The sequence below is a fragment of the Kutzneria sp. 744 genome (assembly GCF_000568255.1).
Classification (GTDB): Bacteria; Actinomycetota; Actinomycetes; order Mycobacteriales; family Pseudonocardiaceae; genus Kutzneria.
This window is the reverse complement of sequence record NZ_KK037166.1, coordinates 3,379,634-3,394,923: the sequence shown is the minus strand read 5'-3', so window position 1 is coordinate 3,394,923 and position 15,290 is coordinate 3,379,634. Positions and strand designations below refer to the sequence as shown.

Genomic DNA, 15,290 nt, shown 5'->3' with positions numbered 1-15,290 from the left:
GTTTCGACTTTAGGGGTGGAGAAGACGTGCTTCTGATCTGGGGTTTCCGCAGATACGTGCAGCAGCTGCTGATGACCATGCTGGTGTGCAACAACTGTCACAATCCGGCGGCGCACGCGCTGCGCAAGTTCACCACCAAGTTCACGTTCTTCTTCATCCCGCTGTTCCCGGTCAGCAACCGCTACCAGTTGCAGTGCACGTACTGCGGCAACGTCAGCGAGCTGTCCAAGGAGCAGTCGCTGGCCCTGGTGGCCCAGAACGAGACCGCCGCGCAGCAGCCGGCCGCCCAGCAGCTTCCGCAGAACCTGGGCTGAAGATCAAGGGACCGATACTGGCGTTGAACGTCAGGAAGGGCCCCTTACTGACGTTCAACGTCAGTAAGGGGCCCTTCCTGACATCGGTCACTTCACGTACTGGCTGATGACCTTGGTCATGACCTTGTCCAGTTCGTGCAGCTTGCTGATGTCGGGCACGGCGTCCTGGTTGCTGCCGCGCGGGGTGCTGGCCTGGATCAGCCCGGCGATCATGCCCAGCTGGTCGAGGTCGTTGTGCGGCGACACGTACACGTCGTACTCGTCGTAGGCCGGGTGCCCGGGCTTGGTGGTGTGGATCGTGTTGGTGAAGGCCTTGGCCGCCTTGCCGGACACGGACATGGTCTTCACGTTGGAGAACAGGTCGGGGCGGGCCCCGTACTTGCCCGGCGCGTACTTGGTGGCCACGTCGATGGTGATGGTCAGCGAGTGCGTCGGCTCAACGAAGAAGCAGTGCTGGCCCCACACCACGGGCCTGAAGGCGTCGCCGAACACCTCCTTCACCGCGTCAGCGGCGATGGCGCAGCCGATGGACGGCTGGGAATCGGTGCTGGGAAACCACTCCGCGAACGAGGCCGGCAGCGTGAACGGCTGGTACGGCGCGCAGTTGCCGTCGTTCTGGGGGAAGTCGATGCACGCGCCGACGGCGTCGGTGTCGGGCTCGTCGGGCTTGAACAGCAAGGGCCGCTGCGGTTTGGCGTTGCCGGGCGGCGCGCCGGCCAACGCCTTCTGGATCTTCACGGCCAGCGCGGTCGCGTTGTCGCAGCCCTTCAGCTTCACCTCGACGGTGACGGTGCCGTACAGCTTGTCGGGCGAGCCGGACGGCCCGAGGCCCCACTCGACGTAGCAGCTGGTGCTCATGTCGGAGACGTTGGCGGTCTTGTCGCCCACCTGACGAGGCGTGCGGTTGGCGCCGGCCAGCGGATCCGAGTCGTACTTGACTTCCACCTGTCCCAGCTCGGTCAGCTTGCCCTTGCCGTCGTCCTGGCTGGCCGAGCAGCTGTCGTACGGCGAGCGCGCGGAATCCATGTCCAGCTTGACCTTCTTGGCGTCCAGGTCCGGCAGCGCCGCGGTCAGCAGCGAGCAGCCGTCCCAGTTGCCCATCGGCCGCGAGGCCGGCATGGCGACGGCGTCGGGGTTGCCGAGCTTGCCGATCACGCCGGCGGCGGCCGCCTTGGCCTGGTCACAGGAATTGGTCTTGGACTCGTAGCCGGGCTTGTCCCGGAGCTCGATCGACATGAAGAAGCTGACCGGGATGTCGACGGAGCACTCCGGGCGGCCGCTGAACGTCAGGTCGTCCACGTACGCCTTGGCGCCGGCGATGGTGACCGGCAGTTCGTGGTACTTGGCGGCGAAGCTGGTGTTCTTGCCGACCATCACCTCGACGGCGTCGCCGAGGACCGGGTCCGCGGTGAACGTGCAGGCGTGCGCGGCCACGGGGACCGGCCGCGCGTTGCCCGGCAGGCCGGCGGCGGCCATCGCCGGACCGTCCATCAGCGCGCAGGCGTCGAGCAGCCGCAGGGCATTCAGCACCGCGTCGCCGTCACGGTCCGGCGGACCCTTGACCTTGCCCTGCGCACCGAGAATCGGCTCCGCCTGGCCCTCCACAGCGCTGGCACATCCGCCCAGAGTCAGCACCGCCACCGCGGCGGCGACCCCCCGAATCCACGACATGGATCGGACCCTAACACCGGACTTGTCCTATGTGGCCGGTTCCAGGAACTGGGCCACCAGATCGGGGACGGCCTCGTCGGCGAAGGCCAGTGCCTGGCTCGTGCCGGCATCGGTCACGTGGTATCCGCCACGTCCGGCCGCGGTGGTGGCGACCAACGTGACCAGCCCGGATCGGCGCTGCCAGTACGAGGCGTGCACCCGCCAGCCGATGATGCCGTCGGACCGCAGCGCCACCGTCTCCCGCACCAGCGAGCCGGATCGCGAGACGAGGTAGCCGTGGGTCAGGGTGTGCCCGAGGCTGCGGTACCGGTCGTGGCCCAGCCACGCGGAGAACGGTGTCAGCACAACAAAAACGATCCACACCCAGAACGGCAGGAGGTCCAGCTCGTACCCGATCCACGCCGCCAGGGCCAGCACCAGCACGGCGACCACGGCCCGCGTGAGCCGGCGTCGCAGCGCCGCGCGGGGGTGCGCGGTGAGGGAGGCGGTGGTCGGATCTTGCGGCTCTCGCAACACCTTTGCCGCCACGAGGTGCGCCTCGGCGACCGGGGCCGCCGGCAGCAGCAGGCCGCCGCCGCGCTCGTCGCCACGGCCGGTGCGCAGGCCGCTCACCACGGCGGTGGCGCGCCCGCCGCCGACCATGCGTAGCGGCAGCGTCTCCTTGACCTCGACGCCGCGCAGCCGTGCCTCCTCGATCGACACGGAGCGGGTGTTGAGCAGGCCGTGCCGGATGTGCAGGGTGCCGCTCTGCTCGCGGGTCACGGAGAAGTTCCAGTACGACAGGATGTAGCCCAGCACCGAAGCGATCGTCGCGACCAGCAGCAGCACGATGACCGCCGCCGGGATCAGCACCCACGGCGACTCGGTGCCGACCAGGTCCAGCCCGTCGTGCAGCAGGGTGATGTCGTCCGGCCGGATGTGCAGGTCGTTGGCGAAGTGCCAGACCGCGCCGAACGCCGCCGCCACGACGGCGATGCCGGACAGCGTGAACGGGGCGTACCAGGTCCAGCGCCGGTCCACCCGGACCAGCTCGGTCGCCGCCGCCGGCACACTGTCCACGGCGGACTGCTCGGGCGCTGCGGCGGCGGTGTTCTTGGTCAGCAACAGGGTTCGCAGCCGCTCGGCCTCGGCCTTGGTGATGGCGTCCAGGACCAGCTCGTCGTCCTTGCCCTTGTCCTGACGACCGGTGCCGATCTTCAGCGCGCTCAGCCCGACCAGGCGGTGCTGCCACTCCGAGGTGATGTCCACGGTGCGGATCCGGTCCCGCGGCACCGCCCGCGTCTTCCGGTTGAACAGACCCGAGCGCAGCTCGACCTGCTCGTCGGTGATGCGGTAGCGGGCCGTCGCCCAGTGCGTGACGCCGCGGGCGATCAGCACGCCCACGCCGACCAGGCTCAGCCACTGCCACCAGCTGTGCGCGCCGGCCACGAACACCACGACCAGTGGGACCGCGGCCCGCACGATCTCCTTGAGCGGGCTGACGATCACCATCAATCCGTTGAGCCGCAACCACTCCGGCGGCTCGTTGAGCGGCGGGGCGGGCGCGATGTCCACCTGGTGCTCGCTCACGTCGCGTCGCCCTTGCTGGCCTCGGTGGCCGCGGTCAGCTCGTCCACCAGCCCGCGGGCCACGTCCAGGTCGAGGCCGTGGATGTGCAGCGGGCCGGCGGCGGACGCGGTGGTCACGGTGACCTTGGCCAGCCCGAACAGCTGCTCCCACGGCCCGCGCTCGGTGTCGACGGTCTGGATCCGGCTCAGCGGCGCGACCCGCCACTCCTGGTCGATCCAGCCGGACTGGGTGTAGACGGCGGTCGGCGTGACCTCCCAGCGGTGCACCCGGTAGCGCCAGCTCGGCATCACCGCCAGGTGGATGAGCGCCAGCACCGCCGTCACCACGATGACGACGGTCAGCCACGTCCCGGGCGGGTCGTCCGGCAACACCTTCAACAGCACCTCGCCGACCAGCAGCACGATCCATCCCGGCAGCGCCCGCACGGTCCAGTACGGAACGGCCTTTCGGCTGATCCGGTGCCGTGGCGCCCGCAGCCGCACCCCCGTCGTCTCACTCACGTCCACGAGCAAACCATGCCCCACCGACCGGCCGTTCGCCCGGGACAGATGTCACGTCCGTCCCGTGATCGGCGGCTCCCCTGAGTGAGCGCTTCGTCACTCTGCTACAAACGGCGTAATCCGCGGCCGAAAGGACGACATGTCGCACATCCCGGAGGCCGTTGCCGTCGACGACGGCGACGCCGGCTACCACAAGGGCCTGAAGAGCCGTCAGGTTCAGATGATCGCCATGGGCGGGGCCATCGGCACCGGCCTGTTCCTGGGGGCCAGCGGCCGCCTGGTGACCGCTGGCCCGTCGCTGGCCATCGTCTACGCCGTCGCCGGCGTGTTCGCGTTCTTCGTGGTGCGGGCCATGGGCGAGCTGGTCATGCACCGCCCCAGCTCGGGCTCGTTCGTGTCGTACTCGCGGGAGTTCCTCGGCGAGCGCTCGGCGTTCTTCGTCGGCTGGATGTACTTCCTGAACTGGGCGTGCAGCGGCGTCGCCGACGTCACCGCGGCCGCCAAGTACGTGCAGTTCTTCTGGCCGACCGTGCCGCAGTGGATCCCGGCCCTGTGCGCGCTGCTGCTCGTGCTCGCGGTGAACATGGTGTCGGTGACCCTGTTCGGGGAGCTGGAGTTCTGGTTCGCCGCGATCAAGGTGCTGGCCCTGGTCGTGTTCATGGTGATCGCCATCGTCGTGCTGGTCTCCCGCACGCCGGTCAACGGCAACGTCACCGGTCCGCAGCTGATCGTGGAGCAGGGCGGCTTCTTCCCGAACGGGCTGCTGCCGGCGGTGCTGATCCTGCAGGGTGTGGTGTTCGCCTACGCCGCCATCGAGATGGTCGGCGTGGCCGCGGGCGAGACGGCCGAGCCGCGCAAGGTGATCCCCAAGGCGGTGAACTCCGTCGGCTGGCGCATCGCGATCTTCTACGTGGGCTCGGTGCTGCTGCTGGTGATGCTCATGCCGTCCAGCTCGTACGACAAGAACGTGAGCCCCTTCGTCACGTTCCTGTCCTCGCTCGGCGTGCCCGGGGCCGCCGGCATCATGGACATCGTCGTGCTGACCGCCGCCCTGTCCAGCGTCAACTCGGGGCTGTACTCCACCGGCCGGATCCTGCGCTCGCTGTCCACGGCCGGCTCCGCGCCGAAGTTCCTGGGCGTGATGAGCCGGGGCGGCGTGCCGTACGGGGGCGTGCTGCTGACCGCCTGCGTGTACGTGCTGGGCGTGGTGCTCAACCTGTTCGTGCCGGGGGAGTCGTTCGAGATCGCCCTGAACTTCTCGGCGCTGGGCATTCTGAGCATGTGGTCGATGATCATGATCTGCAACCTGGCGCTGCAGCGGAAGGCCCGGCGCGGGGAGATCGAGCGGCCGGCCTACCGGCTGCCGTGGGCCCCGTTCACCAACTACGCCACCCTGGTCTTCCTGGTGCTCGTGCTGGCGCTGAGCTACTTCGACGTGCCGGCCGGCCGGATCATGATCTACAGCATCCCGGCCGTCGTGCTGCTGCTGGTGCTGGGCTGGTTCGCCGTGCGCAAGCGCGTCCGGGCCATGGCCGCCGCCGCGCCTCCCGGGCACCTGCCCTGACGCGGGGAAGGACGCCTTACCCGCGTTGAATGCGGGTAAGGCGTCCTTCCCTGCGTTCAGCTGGTGACCTGGTTGACCAGCGGCGCCGGGACCTCGGTGATCCAGCGGCCGTGGGACATGACGCCGGCGACGTTGAGGCGGTCGTCCAGCACGACGAGATCGGCGCGCTTGCCGACCTCCAGGGAGCCGACCAGGTCGTCGATGCCGAGCACCCGCGCCGGGGTGCCGGAGGCGGCGACGGCGGCCTGCTCCAACGGGATCTCGTTGACGAGGACGGCCCGGCGGAAAGCGCTGTCCATGGTCAGGGTGGAGCCGGCGATGGAGCCGTTGTCGGCCAGCCGGGCCACGCCGTCGACGACGTTCACGGCCAGCGCGCCCAGCTCGTAGCTGCCGTCGCCGGCGCCGGCGGCGCTCATCGCGTCGGTGATCAGCGAGACGCGAGAGTGGCCGGCGGCCTGGAAAGCGAGCTCCACGGCGGCGTCGTGCAGATGGTGCCCGTCGTTGACCAATTCCACCGCGATTGTCTCCGACTCCAGCATGGCGGCGATCGGCCCGGGCTCGCGGTGGTGCAGGCCGCGCATGGCGTTGAACAGATGCGTGGCCACGGTGACGCCGGCGTCGATGGCCTCGCGGGCCTGCTCGTAGCTGGAATCGGTGTGCCCCAGGGCGGCGATGACGCCGTTGTCGGTCAGCTGCCGCACGGCCCGCAGGCCGCCGTTGAGCTCGGTCGCCAGCGTCACCATCTTGATGGCGCCGTGCCCGCGCTCCAACAGCTTGGCGATCACGTGCTCCTCGGGTTCTCGCAGCAGCGCCGGATCGTGCGCGCCGCAGCGGGCCTTGCTGATGAACGGGCCCTCCAGGTGGATGCCCGCGAGCAGACCGTCCTGCACCAACGCGGACATCGCCTCGACGGCCCGCTCCAGCTCCGGCAGCGCCATCGTGACGGTGCTGCCGATGGTCGTCGTGGTGCCGTGGGAGCGGTGGAACTCCACGACCTTGCGCGCCTGTTCCAAGTCCTCGCCGAAAGGAGCCGCCGCCGCCCCCGTGGACGTGCATGTCCACGAATCCGGGCACCACCACGTATCCGGTGAGGTCGACGACCTCGGTGCCGGCATGCGGGCCGCCGTTGGCGCCGGTGCCCAGCTCTGTGATCCATTCCCCGCCGACGGCGAGGCGGCCGTCGTGGACGACTCCTCCCGGCAACACGAGCCGGGCGTGGCGCAGCAGGTACACGGGTGCCTCCTGGACTAGGCGTCTGGTCCGACTGCCGCCACGGCAGCTTGGCGGTATTGGTATAGACCTTATCGGAAGGTGTGGCGTGCACACGACCGCCGGGCCGATCGGCCCGTCATCCGGGACCGACCAGCCGCAGCGTCGCCTCCCGGTGGCCGATCAGGGCGGTGGACCTCGTCCGCTCCAACAGCACCGCCCCGGCCAGGCCGATCTCCGCGCCTGTCAACGCCGAACACAAGCCTGTCACGGTGGCCCGGTCCCGGCACACCAGTTGCCAATGTCGGCCCCGGCCCCACAACGACCGCAGCGGCGAGGGCGTTCCCCGTTGGTGCGCACGGGCGAGCGTCGCCCCCACGTGCCAGCGGCCTTCCGGCTCGTCGGAACCCAGGCGCACCACCACGGCGGCCATCAGCTGCTCGGCGTCGACGTGCATCGGCGGCACCGACCGCAGCGCCACGTCCTCTTCGGGCAGGATCTCCCAGCTGCGGCTGGCGATCTCCCACGCGATCGGCACCTGCGGATGCACCGCCGTGCCCTCGGATTCGACTGCTTCGATGCGCAGCAGCGTGCGCGTCGGCACGTGCCGAAGCCGGAACCACAGCCCGTCGGGATGGGCGTTGAGCGGGCGCAGCCCCGGCAAACCCTGGCGCCGCACCGGATCCGGATGCACCAGCGCGGCCGAGGCCAGCAGGTGCGGAATGGGGGTGAGCACGACGAGGGCGTGCTGCTCGGGGGAGTAGACGATGCGGCCGGCCACCGACCAGTCGAGCTGCCACCGCGTCAGCTGGTTCTCGGTGCCGTCGGAATTGCACGCCAGCAGGGCGAGCAGGGCGCGGAAGCGGCGCTGGCCGGCCGAACAGAAGTCGAGTCCGTGGCCCGCCAGATCACCCACCGCGGCGCTGGCCCGGCTCAGCGGCTCACCGGTGTACGCGGACCGCTGGGCCGAGACGGACACCCACCCGGACACGGCACACCTCCCTGGTGCTTCTCACGCATGAAGTGGTGATCCGCCAGGGTCCGGAGCGGTGCGACGGGCGAGGGCCGGCGACAATGCGCGGCGAATTCGTCCATTCAGGGTCAACTTTGCACCCGGTGAATTAACGTCGCAACCCATCAGGACGAAGATCACTTCGATGCCGGCGGCAGCGGCGGCACCTGCTCCGATCCGGCGACGACGGCGTTCGCGAGGTCGGACAGGCGCAGGTTGCGCCGCCTGGCGTACTCGCGAAGAGCGCCGAATGCGCCGTCCACCGAGCTGCCGTGCCGTTCGGCGAGCACGCCTTTGGCTTGTTCGATCACTATTCGGCTGTTGAACGCGGTCTGGAGCTGCGCGGCGAGCGTTTGCGCCTGCGTCAGCTCCCCAAGTCTGCGCACGCCGGCGGCGGCGGTCAGCGCCATCGCCTCGACGATTCGGCTGTCCTGATCCGACAGTGTTCCACGCTCGGCCCGTAGCACTGTCAAGGCCCCGATCGTGGTTTCCCGCACGCGTAACGGCACGGCGGTGAGCGAGCCGAAGCCGGCCGCCCTCGCCTCGGCGAGAAAACGGTTCCATCGGTTGTTTCGCTGGTCGGTGTCGGGCACCACGATCGCGGTTCCGGTGCGGTGGCACTCCATGCTCGGCCCGTCGCCGCGCAGCAGCGGCCACAATGGCGAAGCGGCGAGCCGATCGGGCGCGGAGTGGCCGATGTGGGTCTGTCCACGATGGTCGACGAGAACCGCGCCCACGGCGGGCACGAGCAACGTTTCCCGCGCGCGGGCGGTCAGAAATCGAGCGAACTCGACATGGTCCAAGTCGTCGACGAGCGTATCGGCGATGCGGGCGAACGTTTCCGCCAGCCGCGCCGGGGACATCGCGGTCATCGTTGAACCGTACCGGTGCCGTCGGTGGCCGCCGCACGTTATCAGGCCAAATGGGTTCCGGTTGTTCCGGTCGGACCAGAGCACACTCTACCTTTCGGCGGCTGCATCCTTGATTTACCCGGTGAACGGGGCTCGTTCGGTACCCGATTGGACGCGGCGGTCTCCCTGTGCGTGGGTGTCATTCGGTTTTATCCTTGGTCGGGGTCACGGGCGAGAATTCGACGTGGAGGCCGTCATGAATTCAGCAGGAGGAGACGCCTGATGCGCGACGGGGAACCGCGCAACTTCGTCCAACCATGCCTGCTTCTGTTGCTCGACGAGCGGCCGGACCACGGCTACGAGCTCATCGAGCGGCTGCGGCTGTTGTGTGGCGTGGACAACGACGCCAGCGGCATCTACCGCGCGCTGCGCAACCTGGAGCGGGCCGGGCTGGTGTGTTCCAGTTGGACCACCGCCACGCCGGGGCCGGCCCGGCGGATGTACCACCTGACCGCCAACGGGGCCGCGGTGCTGGCCGAGTCGGCCGCCGCGCTCACCCGCACCCGCGCGTCGATCGACGCGTTCCTGCACCGGTACGCCCGGCGCGCGGAGAACTCCCGTGGCGCCGCGGTCTATCGGTTCCAGAGATGAGCTGATTGGCTTAGGCCGTACGGCGGTCCTGGCTGCCGCCCGTCGCCGACAGCGGTGATCTTCTTCTACACAAAGGGATCGCCGGCACGGTCCATTGTGGAGTCATGGCCGGCGGGCCCGGCAAGTGCGCTCCGTCGACCATGCCTGCACGGTGCGTGGCGATCTTCCTGTGGCAGGCCAGGACTTTTTCACATTGTTACGTGACCGACCACACTAGACAGATGTCATGACCTGGGCTTTCTTCAAGATCCGCTGCTCGGCCGCAGTGGTTCGCCCAATGTGACGACCGGTGCACCCATTCGGGGCGGATACGATTTTCGGGCGATGTCGTGATTCTTGGCCCCGGGGAGCCCTGTGTACGCCCGAAGTGTGATCGCCGACACCTGCGCCTCCGTCGCGCCGGTAGCGGTTCCGCGCGTCCGGCGGGCCGCGGCCCGCCCGCTCGGTCACACCGTGGCCGAGCTCGACCACATGCCGGTGGCCGACCGCCTGGATTTCCTGCGTGACCTGCAGTCGGAGTGGGCCAGCCGGCTGGCTGTCGACCCTTGTCGATGGCGGAACATCGAAGGTGTGCTCGAATTCTTCCGGGACGACGAGCTGGCCCGGCCGGGCAGCTGGATGTCCATTGTGGACGCGTCCATTCTGGAGGGGATCGAGCGCGGGACGGCCATCGCGCTCGGTCTGTCCGAGGACACGTTCGGCAATCCCGGCTCCACCGAATGGGCTACGTACTTACGTCGGCTCAGTGACGGCGAGCTCGACCGGCGCAGCGTGCACGACGCCGCCTGGAGCCGGGCCGAGCAGGCCGCCACCGAGCACGGCCTGGCCCTGGCCAACGCCATCGGCGTGGCGCCGACCGCCGCCGAATGGCGGTTCTTCCAGTTCTCCCAGGTGTACCGCTGGGCCATGCGCAACGAGCCGACGGCGCTGCTGGCGCTGGGCGGCCCGCTGGTCAACTCGCGCATCCGCGAGCTGCGCATGCCGTTCCTGAGCTGGTTCACCGATGTCACCACGCCGGTGCCGGCCTACCGCGGGTGCGCCTTCGCCTGGGCGCTGTCCCGCCTCAACCCGGTCGGCGGGGCCTTCTCCGCGGTCGGGCTGCTGGTGGCGTACCTGCCCAATCTGTTCGACGACTTCCTCATCGACACCGGCAGGACAGCCGCGCGCAAACGGGCGCACTGACAGCGTGGTGTCGGTGGCCTGACAGCGGCCCCGGGCACGGTGTGCGTCATGGACAACGAAATCCTCATCGTCGGCGCCGGCCCGACCGGACTCACCCTCGCCGTCGACCTCGCCCGGCGCGGTGTCGACCACCGCATCGTCGACCGTGACACCGAGTTCGCCGGCTCCCGCGGCAAGGGCATCCAGCCCCGCACCCTGGAAGTGTTCGCCGACCTCGGCGTGCTCGACGCCGCCCAGAAGCACGGCGGGCCATACCCGCCGATGCGCGGCTACCAGGACGGGCAGGTGGCCTGGGAACGCGTGATGGCCCCGACCGTGGACGCGCGCCCCGACGTGCCGTACCCGAACCCCTTGATGCTGCCGCAATGGCGCACCGCCGAGATCCTGCGGGACAAGCTGACCGAGCTCGGCGGGCGGGTCGAGGCCGGCGTCGAGTTCCAGGGCTTCACCCAGGACTCCGACGGCGTCACCGCGATGCTGGACGGGCAGCCCGTGCGGGCCCGCTACCTCGTCGGCGCCGACGGCGGGCGCAGCGTCGTGCGCAAGGCCACCGGCGTCGAGTTCATCGGCGAGACCTTCGAACAGCACCGGATCCAGATCGCCGACGTCCGTGTGACGGGGCTGGACCGGGACCACTGGCACATCTGGACCAACGCCGAAGGACCGGTGCTGGCGTTGTGCCCCATGGCCGGCACCGACACCTTCCAGCTCACCACCACGCGGTACGACTCGGTGGACCTGCCCGGGCTGGTGCGGGAGATCGCCGGCTTCACCGTCACCGACGTCGGATGGTCCAGCCAATGGAGGGCAAACGTTCGTATGGTCGACCGCTACCGCATTGGCCGGGTGTTCCTGGCCGGCGATGCCGCGCACGTGCACACGCCGGCCGGCGGGCAGGGGCTCAACACCGGGGTACAGGACGCGTACAACCTCGGCTGGAAACTGGCTTCCGGCTCGGAGGAGCTGCTCGACAGCTACGAGTCCGAGCGGCTGCCCATCGCCGCCGATGTGCTCGGCATCAGCAACAAGCTCTTCACCCGCGGGATCGACCGCCGGGACGACGCCATGGACCGCTCCGACCCGGTGCTTCGGCAGTTGGGTCTGCACTACCGGGACAGCAAGCTTTCCGTCGACACCCGGTCGTCTCCGGGATCGCTGCGCGCGGGCGACCGCGCGCCCGACGGGCTGGCCGGTTCGCGGCGCATCCACGAGGCCTTGCGTGGCCCCCAGTTCACCGTGTTGACCTTCGGCGCCGCCTCGTACCCCGGTGGGGTAGTGGTGACCGACGCGCCCGCTTACGACATCGAGGACGCCTATGTCGTGGTGCGGCCGGACGGCTACATCGGCATGATCGCCACCGAGGCGGCGGACGTTCGGCAGTACCTGGGGCGCTGGTAGTTCATCCCCTCAGCGCCGCGGCTTTCGCGCGGAGGGCGGCGGCCCGGTCTTGGTCGCCGCCGCTGTCGAACCATTCCGCCTGCGCCTCCAGCACCATGGTCCGGGCGGGCGCGTCCTTGGTCCGCATGGCCAACTCCACCGCCATCTCGTGCTGACGGCCAGCCTCCGCCCGTTCCCCGAGCGCGGTCAGGGTGAGCGCGTAGTTCATTCGCAGCAACGCCAGGAACTGCGCGGGGGCGCCGGTGACGTCGGCCGCCAGGGCGGTTCGGTGCCAGGCAACGGCTTTCGGGAGATTGCCGTCGAGGCGTTCCAGCTCGGCCAGGGCGTTGTGCACCCGGGCCAGGGACACGGCATCGTCCTTGGGGGTGCTGCGCTCGGCCCGTTCCAGCAGGAGGCGGGCGCCGGCGATGTCGCCGGTGCGGGCCTGGAGCTGCGCGGACTGCACGTGCAACAGCGTGGGCACGTGCACGCCGAGGCTCAGGGCCTCGGAGGCGGAGCGCAGGGCCGCCTCGTTCTCGCCGCGGCTGGACTGGGAGATGGACAGGAAGGTCAAGGCGTAGGTGAGCCCGACCTGATCGCCGAGTTCACGGAAAGCCGTTGCCGCCTGGGCGAAATGCCGTTCGGCTTGAGGGACGGCGCCATCGCTGATCTCCGAGGCGACATAGCCGTGCAACAGCTCGCCGGCCGCCCGCCGCCACGGGTCATCGGACTCGCTGAGCCTTTCTGGTATGCCGGCCAGGCGTTTCGTGTTGTTGCCGCTGCGGATGACGACCAGTGCCAGCGTGGCGGGGCCGTCCGCCATGGCGAGGCGGTCGAGCAGCTCCTCGGTCGGCGCTCTCAGTAGCTTGGCCTCGTCGGTGTCGATGGTTTCCGCCCAGCGCAAGGGATCCTGCAACTGGCCCAGCACCAGCCACAGCCAGAGGCGGGCGGTGAACATGCGCGGAGACATGGCCAGGTCCAGATTCGCCCGCTCGGCGGTCAACCGCGTCAGCCACGCCGCCTGCCCGAGGCCGCGCAGCAACGGCTCGACCCGCTCGACCAGTTCCGTGTAGTAGGCGGCGTGCCGCTGCCGGGTCTCGTCACCGTCCAGTTTGGACGCCGCGTATTCGCGGATAGTCTCCAGCAGCCGGTAACGCTCCTCGGTCGCCACGACCAGCGACTTGTCCACAAGGGACGTCAGCTGGTCCAGGGTTCCCTGAGTGACCTGCTCGATCGCCTCCAGCGTCGCCCCGCCGGCGAAGACCGACAGCCGGCTCAACAGGGTTCGCTCGTCCTCGTCGAGCAGGTCCCAGCTCCAGTCGATCACCGCCCGCAGCGTGCGGTGCCGTTGTGGGGCGGCCCGGGTTCCCTTGTCCAGCAGGCCGATTCGGTCGCCCAGCCGGTCGACGAGCTGGGATGGCGTGAGCGACCGGATCCGCGCTGCCGCGAGCTCGATCGCCAGCGGCAGGCCGTCCAAGGCTCGGCAGATGTCCATAACGGACTCGTCGGCGCGGAAACCCGGACTCACGGCGCGGGCTCGGTCCGTGAACAGGGCGACGGCTTGGTTGTCGGACAGTGGGCGCAGCGGGCACAGCGTCTCGCCCGTGACATTCAACGGCTCGCGACTGGTGGCCAGGATCTTCAACCGGGGGCAGCGGGTCAGCAGATCCGCCGCGAAGTCGGCCGCCGCGTCGATCACATGCTCGCAATTGTCCAGCACCAGCAACGAGTTCCGGGTCACCAGGTAGTCGCGCGGATGGTCGGCCGTGTCCAACGCCTCTCGCGTCGCCGCCATGACGTCCGTCGTCGAGGTGAGGTCGATGAGCCAGACGCCGTCCGGGAAATCCGTCAGCAGCCGCTCCGCCGCCTCGACCGCCAGCCTTGTCTTGCCCGTGCCGCCGGTCCCGGTCAGCGTCACCAGCCGTGCGCCGGCCAAGGCTCGCGTCACCTGGTCCAGTTCCAGGTCACGGCCGACGAAGCTGGTCAGCCGGGCCAGCAGGTTCGAGCGGGTCGACGTCGTCCGCAAGGCACGCAGGTGCGCCTCCCGGAGCTCCGGCCCCGGATCCACGCCCAGCTGATCGGCCAGCAGCTTGCGCACTCGGTCGTACGCGGTGAGGGCATCGGCCTGGCGGCCCTTCGCCGTCAGCGCCAGCATCAGCCTGGCCTGCAAGCCTTCGCGCAGTGGCTGCGCCGCCGCCAACTCCTCGACCTCGGCGATCACGTCCCGCTGCGCTGCGATGTCGGCGTCGATCCGCGCCTCGACCGCCGTTGCTCGCAGCTCCTCCAGCCGCGCGATCGGGGCCCGGGCGAACTCCGCGTCACCGACGTCGGCCAGCGGGGCGCCCCGCCACAGCTCCAGCGCTTCCCGCGGCCGTTCCTCGGCGATCGCCCGCTCGAACTGCTTGGTGTCGACCTCGGCGTCCAGCCGGTAGCCCGTGGGATGCGAGTCGACCGCCTCCCGCCCGACCGCCCGGCGCAGCCGCGCCACCAGCGACTGCAACGCCGCCCCCGGCTCCGCCGGCGCCGACTCCGGCCACAGGTCGGCGATCAGCCGGTCCGTCGTGACGATCCGCCCCGCGTCCACCGCCAGCCGCACCAGCAGCGTCCGGAGCATCGCCCCGCCGACCTCCACCCGCCCGCCATCGAACCCCCGAAAATCCAGCTCCCCCAACACCCCGACCCGCACCGCGCCCATTCAACCCCTCGCCGGGGTCAAGGTGTCGGCCTCGGCGCGCATGCCCAGGACGATGGTCCGGACCGAGGCGGCGAAGGTCTCGGCGCTGCTGGGGTGCCCGTCGGTGAAGAAGTCCCGCAGCTCGGGGCCGACCTCGCCGACCTCGACCGGCACCGGCGCGGGGCTGCTCTGCTCCTGGAGCACGTAGCCCGTGACGTAGCTGGCCATGATGTCGCCCCAGCGGGCCGCGATCGGCAGCGGAATGCCCTGGTCGGTGAACCGGGCGAGGGTGCGCTCCATCAGCTCGACCCCGGACTGGCTCAGCGTCACGTTCGCGGCCACGAGCCGGGCGCCGTCCCGGTGGGCGAGCATGGCGGCGCGCAGCCGGTGGGCGAATTCCACCAGGTCGTCGGCCCAGTCGCCGCCTTCCTCGCCGGTGTCGGCGAAGACCGGTCGCACCACCAGCTCGGTGACCGCGGCCAGCAGGTCCTGCTTGCTCTTGACGTGCCAGTACAGGGCGCCGCGCTGCACGCCGAGGCGGTCGGTCAGCGCCCGCGTGGTGAAGGCGTCCAGCCCCACCTCGTCCAGCAGCTCCAGCGCGGCCTCGACCACCTGGTCCCGTCGCAGCGGCATCCGTGGCCCCTCTCCTCTTGACGGGAGCAGTCTAGCCGCCGTAGTTTGAGCAGCGCTCAATTGAGCGCCGCTCAAGACGATCA

Annotated in this window: 14 protein-coding genes; 6 read left to right on the top strand and 8 right to left on the bottom strand. The window is 69.8% G+C overall.

What is annotated here, in order from left to right:
- Nucleotides 1-26: 26 nt before the first annotated feature.
- Complete coding sequence (locus KUTG_RS15070) at nucleotides 27-314, top strand: zinc-ribbon domain-containing protein (protein ID WP_043717505.1); 288 nt, start codon at nucleotides 27-29, stop codon at nucleotides 312-314.
- Nucleotides 315-401: 87 nt separating this feature from the next.
- Here KUTG_RS15070 and KUTG_RS15065 read toward each other — a convergent pair whose 3' ends face one another.
- From KUTG_RS15065 to KUTG_RS15055, 3 genes are read right to left on the bottom strand one after another with little or no spacing between them, the layout of a single operon-like run.
- Nucleotides 402-1,985: a DUF3558 family protein gene (locus KUTG_RS15065; protein WP_043717503.1), complete on the bottom strand. Its 1,584-nt coding sequence runs from the start codon at nucleotides 1,983-1,985 to the stop codon at nucleotides 402-404.
- Between the two features lie 27 nt (nucleotides 1,986-2,012).
- A complete protein-coding gene (locus KUTG_RS15060) occupies nucleotides 2,013-3,554 on the bottom strand; it encodes a PH domain-containing protein (protein WP_063753526.1) in 1,542 nt (513 codons plus the stop codon).
- Nucleotides 3,551-4,054, bottom strand: a complete 504-nt coding sequence (locus tag KUTG_RS15055; protein WP_232240808.1) for a PH domain-containing protein — start codon at nucleotides 4,052-4,054, stop codon at nucleotides 3,551-3,553. The genes KUTG_RS15060 and KUTG_RS15055 overlap by 4 nt, the downstream gene beginning before the upstream one ends.
- 139 nt (nucleotides 4,055-4,193) lie before the next feature.
- Here KUTG_RS15055 and KUTG_RS15050 point away from each other — a divergent pair, with 139 nt between their 5' ends.
- A complete protein-coding gene (locus KUTG_RS15050; protein WP_043717500.1) occupies nucleotides 4,194-5,618 on the top strand; it encodes an amino acid permease in 1,425 nt (474 codons plus the stop codon).
- A gap of 56 nt (nucleotides 5,619-5,674) precedes the next feature.
- Here the strand turns inward: KUTG_RS15050 and nagA are convergent, their stop codons facing one another.
- Entirely contained in the window at nucleotides 5,675-6,631 is a 957-nt protein-coding gene (nagA, locus tag KUTG_RS15045; RefSeq protein WP_369794472.1) for an N-acetylglucosamine-6-phosphate deacetylase, read from the bottom strand.
- A gap of 31 nt (nucleotides 6,632-6,662) precedes the next feature.
- Here nagA and KUTG_RS66200 point away from each other — a divergent pair, with 31 nt between their 5' ends.
- The gene (locus tag KUTG_RS66200) at nucleotides 6,663-6,869 is read left to right on the top strand and encodes a hypothetical protein (RefSeq protein ID WP_369794471.1); all 207 of its coding nucleotides are present in this window, start codon (nucleotides 6,663-6,665) and stop codon (nucleotides 6,867-6,869) included.
- A 97-nt stretch (nucleotides 6,870-6,966) separates the two neighbouring features.
- Here KUTG_RS66200 and KUTG_RS15040 read toward each other — a convergent pair whose 3' ends face one another.
- Together KUTG_RS15040 and KUTG_RS15035 are read right to left on the bottom strand one after the other, a co-directional pair.
- Nucleotides 6,967-7,818, bottom strand: coding sequence for a hypothetical protein (locus tag KUTG_RS15040; RefSeq protein WP_043717499.1), 852 nt, complete (start codon nucleotides 7,816-7,818; stop codon nucleotides 6,967-6,969).
- A gap of 158 nt (nucleotides 7,819-7,976) precedes the next feature.
- The gene (locus KUTG_RS15035) at nucleotides 7,977-8,711 is read right to left on the bottom strand and encodes a GAF and ANTAR domain-containing protein (RefSeq protein ID WP_084579338.1); all 735 of its coding nucleotides are present in this window, start codon (nucleotides 8,709-8,711) and stop codon (nucleotides 7,977-7,979) included.
- Nucleotides 8,712-8,972: 261 nt separating this feature from the next.
- On the opposite strand from KUTG_RS15035, the gene KUTG_RS15030 reads away from it, so the two are divergent.
- The 3 genes from KUTG_RS15030 to KUTG_RS15020 all read left to right on the top strand — a co-directional run bounded on the left by KUTG_RS15030 (nucleotide 8,973) and on the right by KUTG_RS15020 (nucleotide 11,921).
- The gene (locus KUTG_RS15030) at nucleotides 8,973-9,341 is read left to right on the top strand and encodes a PadR family transcriptional regulator (RefSeq protein WP_052394553.1); all 369 of its coding nucleotides are present in this window, start codon (nucleotides 8,973-8,975) and stop codon (nucleotides 9,339-9,341) included.
- 354 nt (nucleotides 9,342-9,695) lie between these two features.
- Nucleotides 9,696-10,523, top strand: coding sequence for a hypothetical protein (locus KUTG_RS15025; protein ID WP_043717495.1), 828 nt, complete (start codon nucleotides 9,696-9,698; stop codon nucleotides 10,521-10,523).
- Between the two features lie 48 nt (nucleotides 10,524-10,571).
- Nucleotides 10,572-11,921: an FAD-dependent monooxygenase gene (locus KUTG_RS15020; RefSeq protein WP_043717494.1), complete on the top strand. Its 1,350-nt coding sequence runs from the start codon at nucleotides 10,572-10,574 to the stop codon at nucleotides 11,919-11,921.
- Nucleotide 11,922: 1 nt separating this feature from the next.
- Here KUTG_RS15020 and KUTG_RS15015 read toward each other — a convergent pair whose 3' ends face one another.
- The gene (locus KUTG_RS15015) at nucleotides 11,923-14,595 is read right to left on the bottom strand and encodes a BTAD domain-containing putative transcriptional regulator (RefSeq protein ID WP_052394552.1); all 2,673 of its coding nucleotides are present in this window, start codon (nucleotides 14,593-14,595) and stop codon (nucleotides 11,923-11,925) included.
- On the bottom strand, nucleotides 14,596-15,207 hold the full coding sequence (locus tag KUTG_RS53455) for a TetR/AcrR family transcriptional regulator C-terminal domain-containing protein (RefSeq protein ID WP_052394550.1): 612 nt from the start codon (nucleotides 15,205-15,207) through the stop codon (nucleotides 14,596-14,598).
- Nucleotides 15,208-15,290 lie beyond the last annotated feature (83 nt).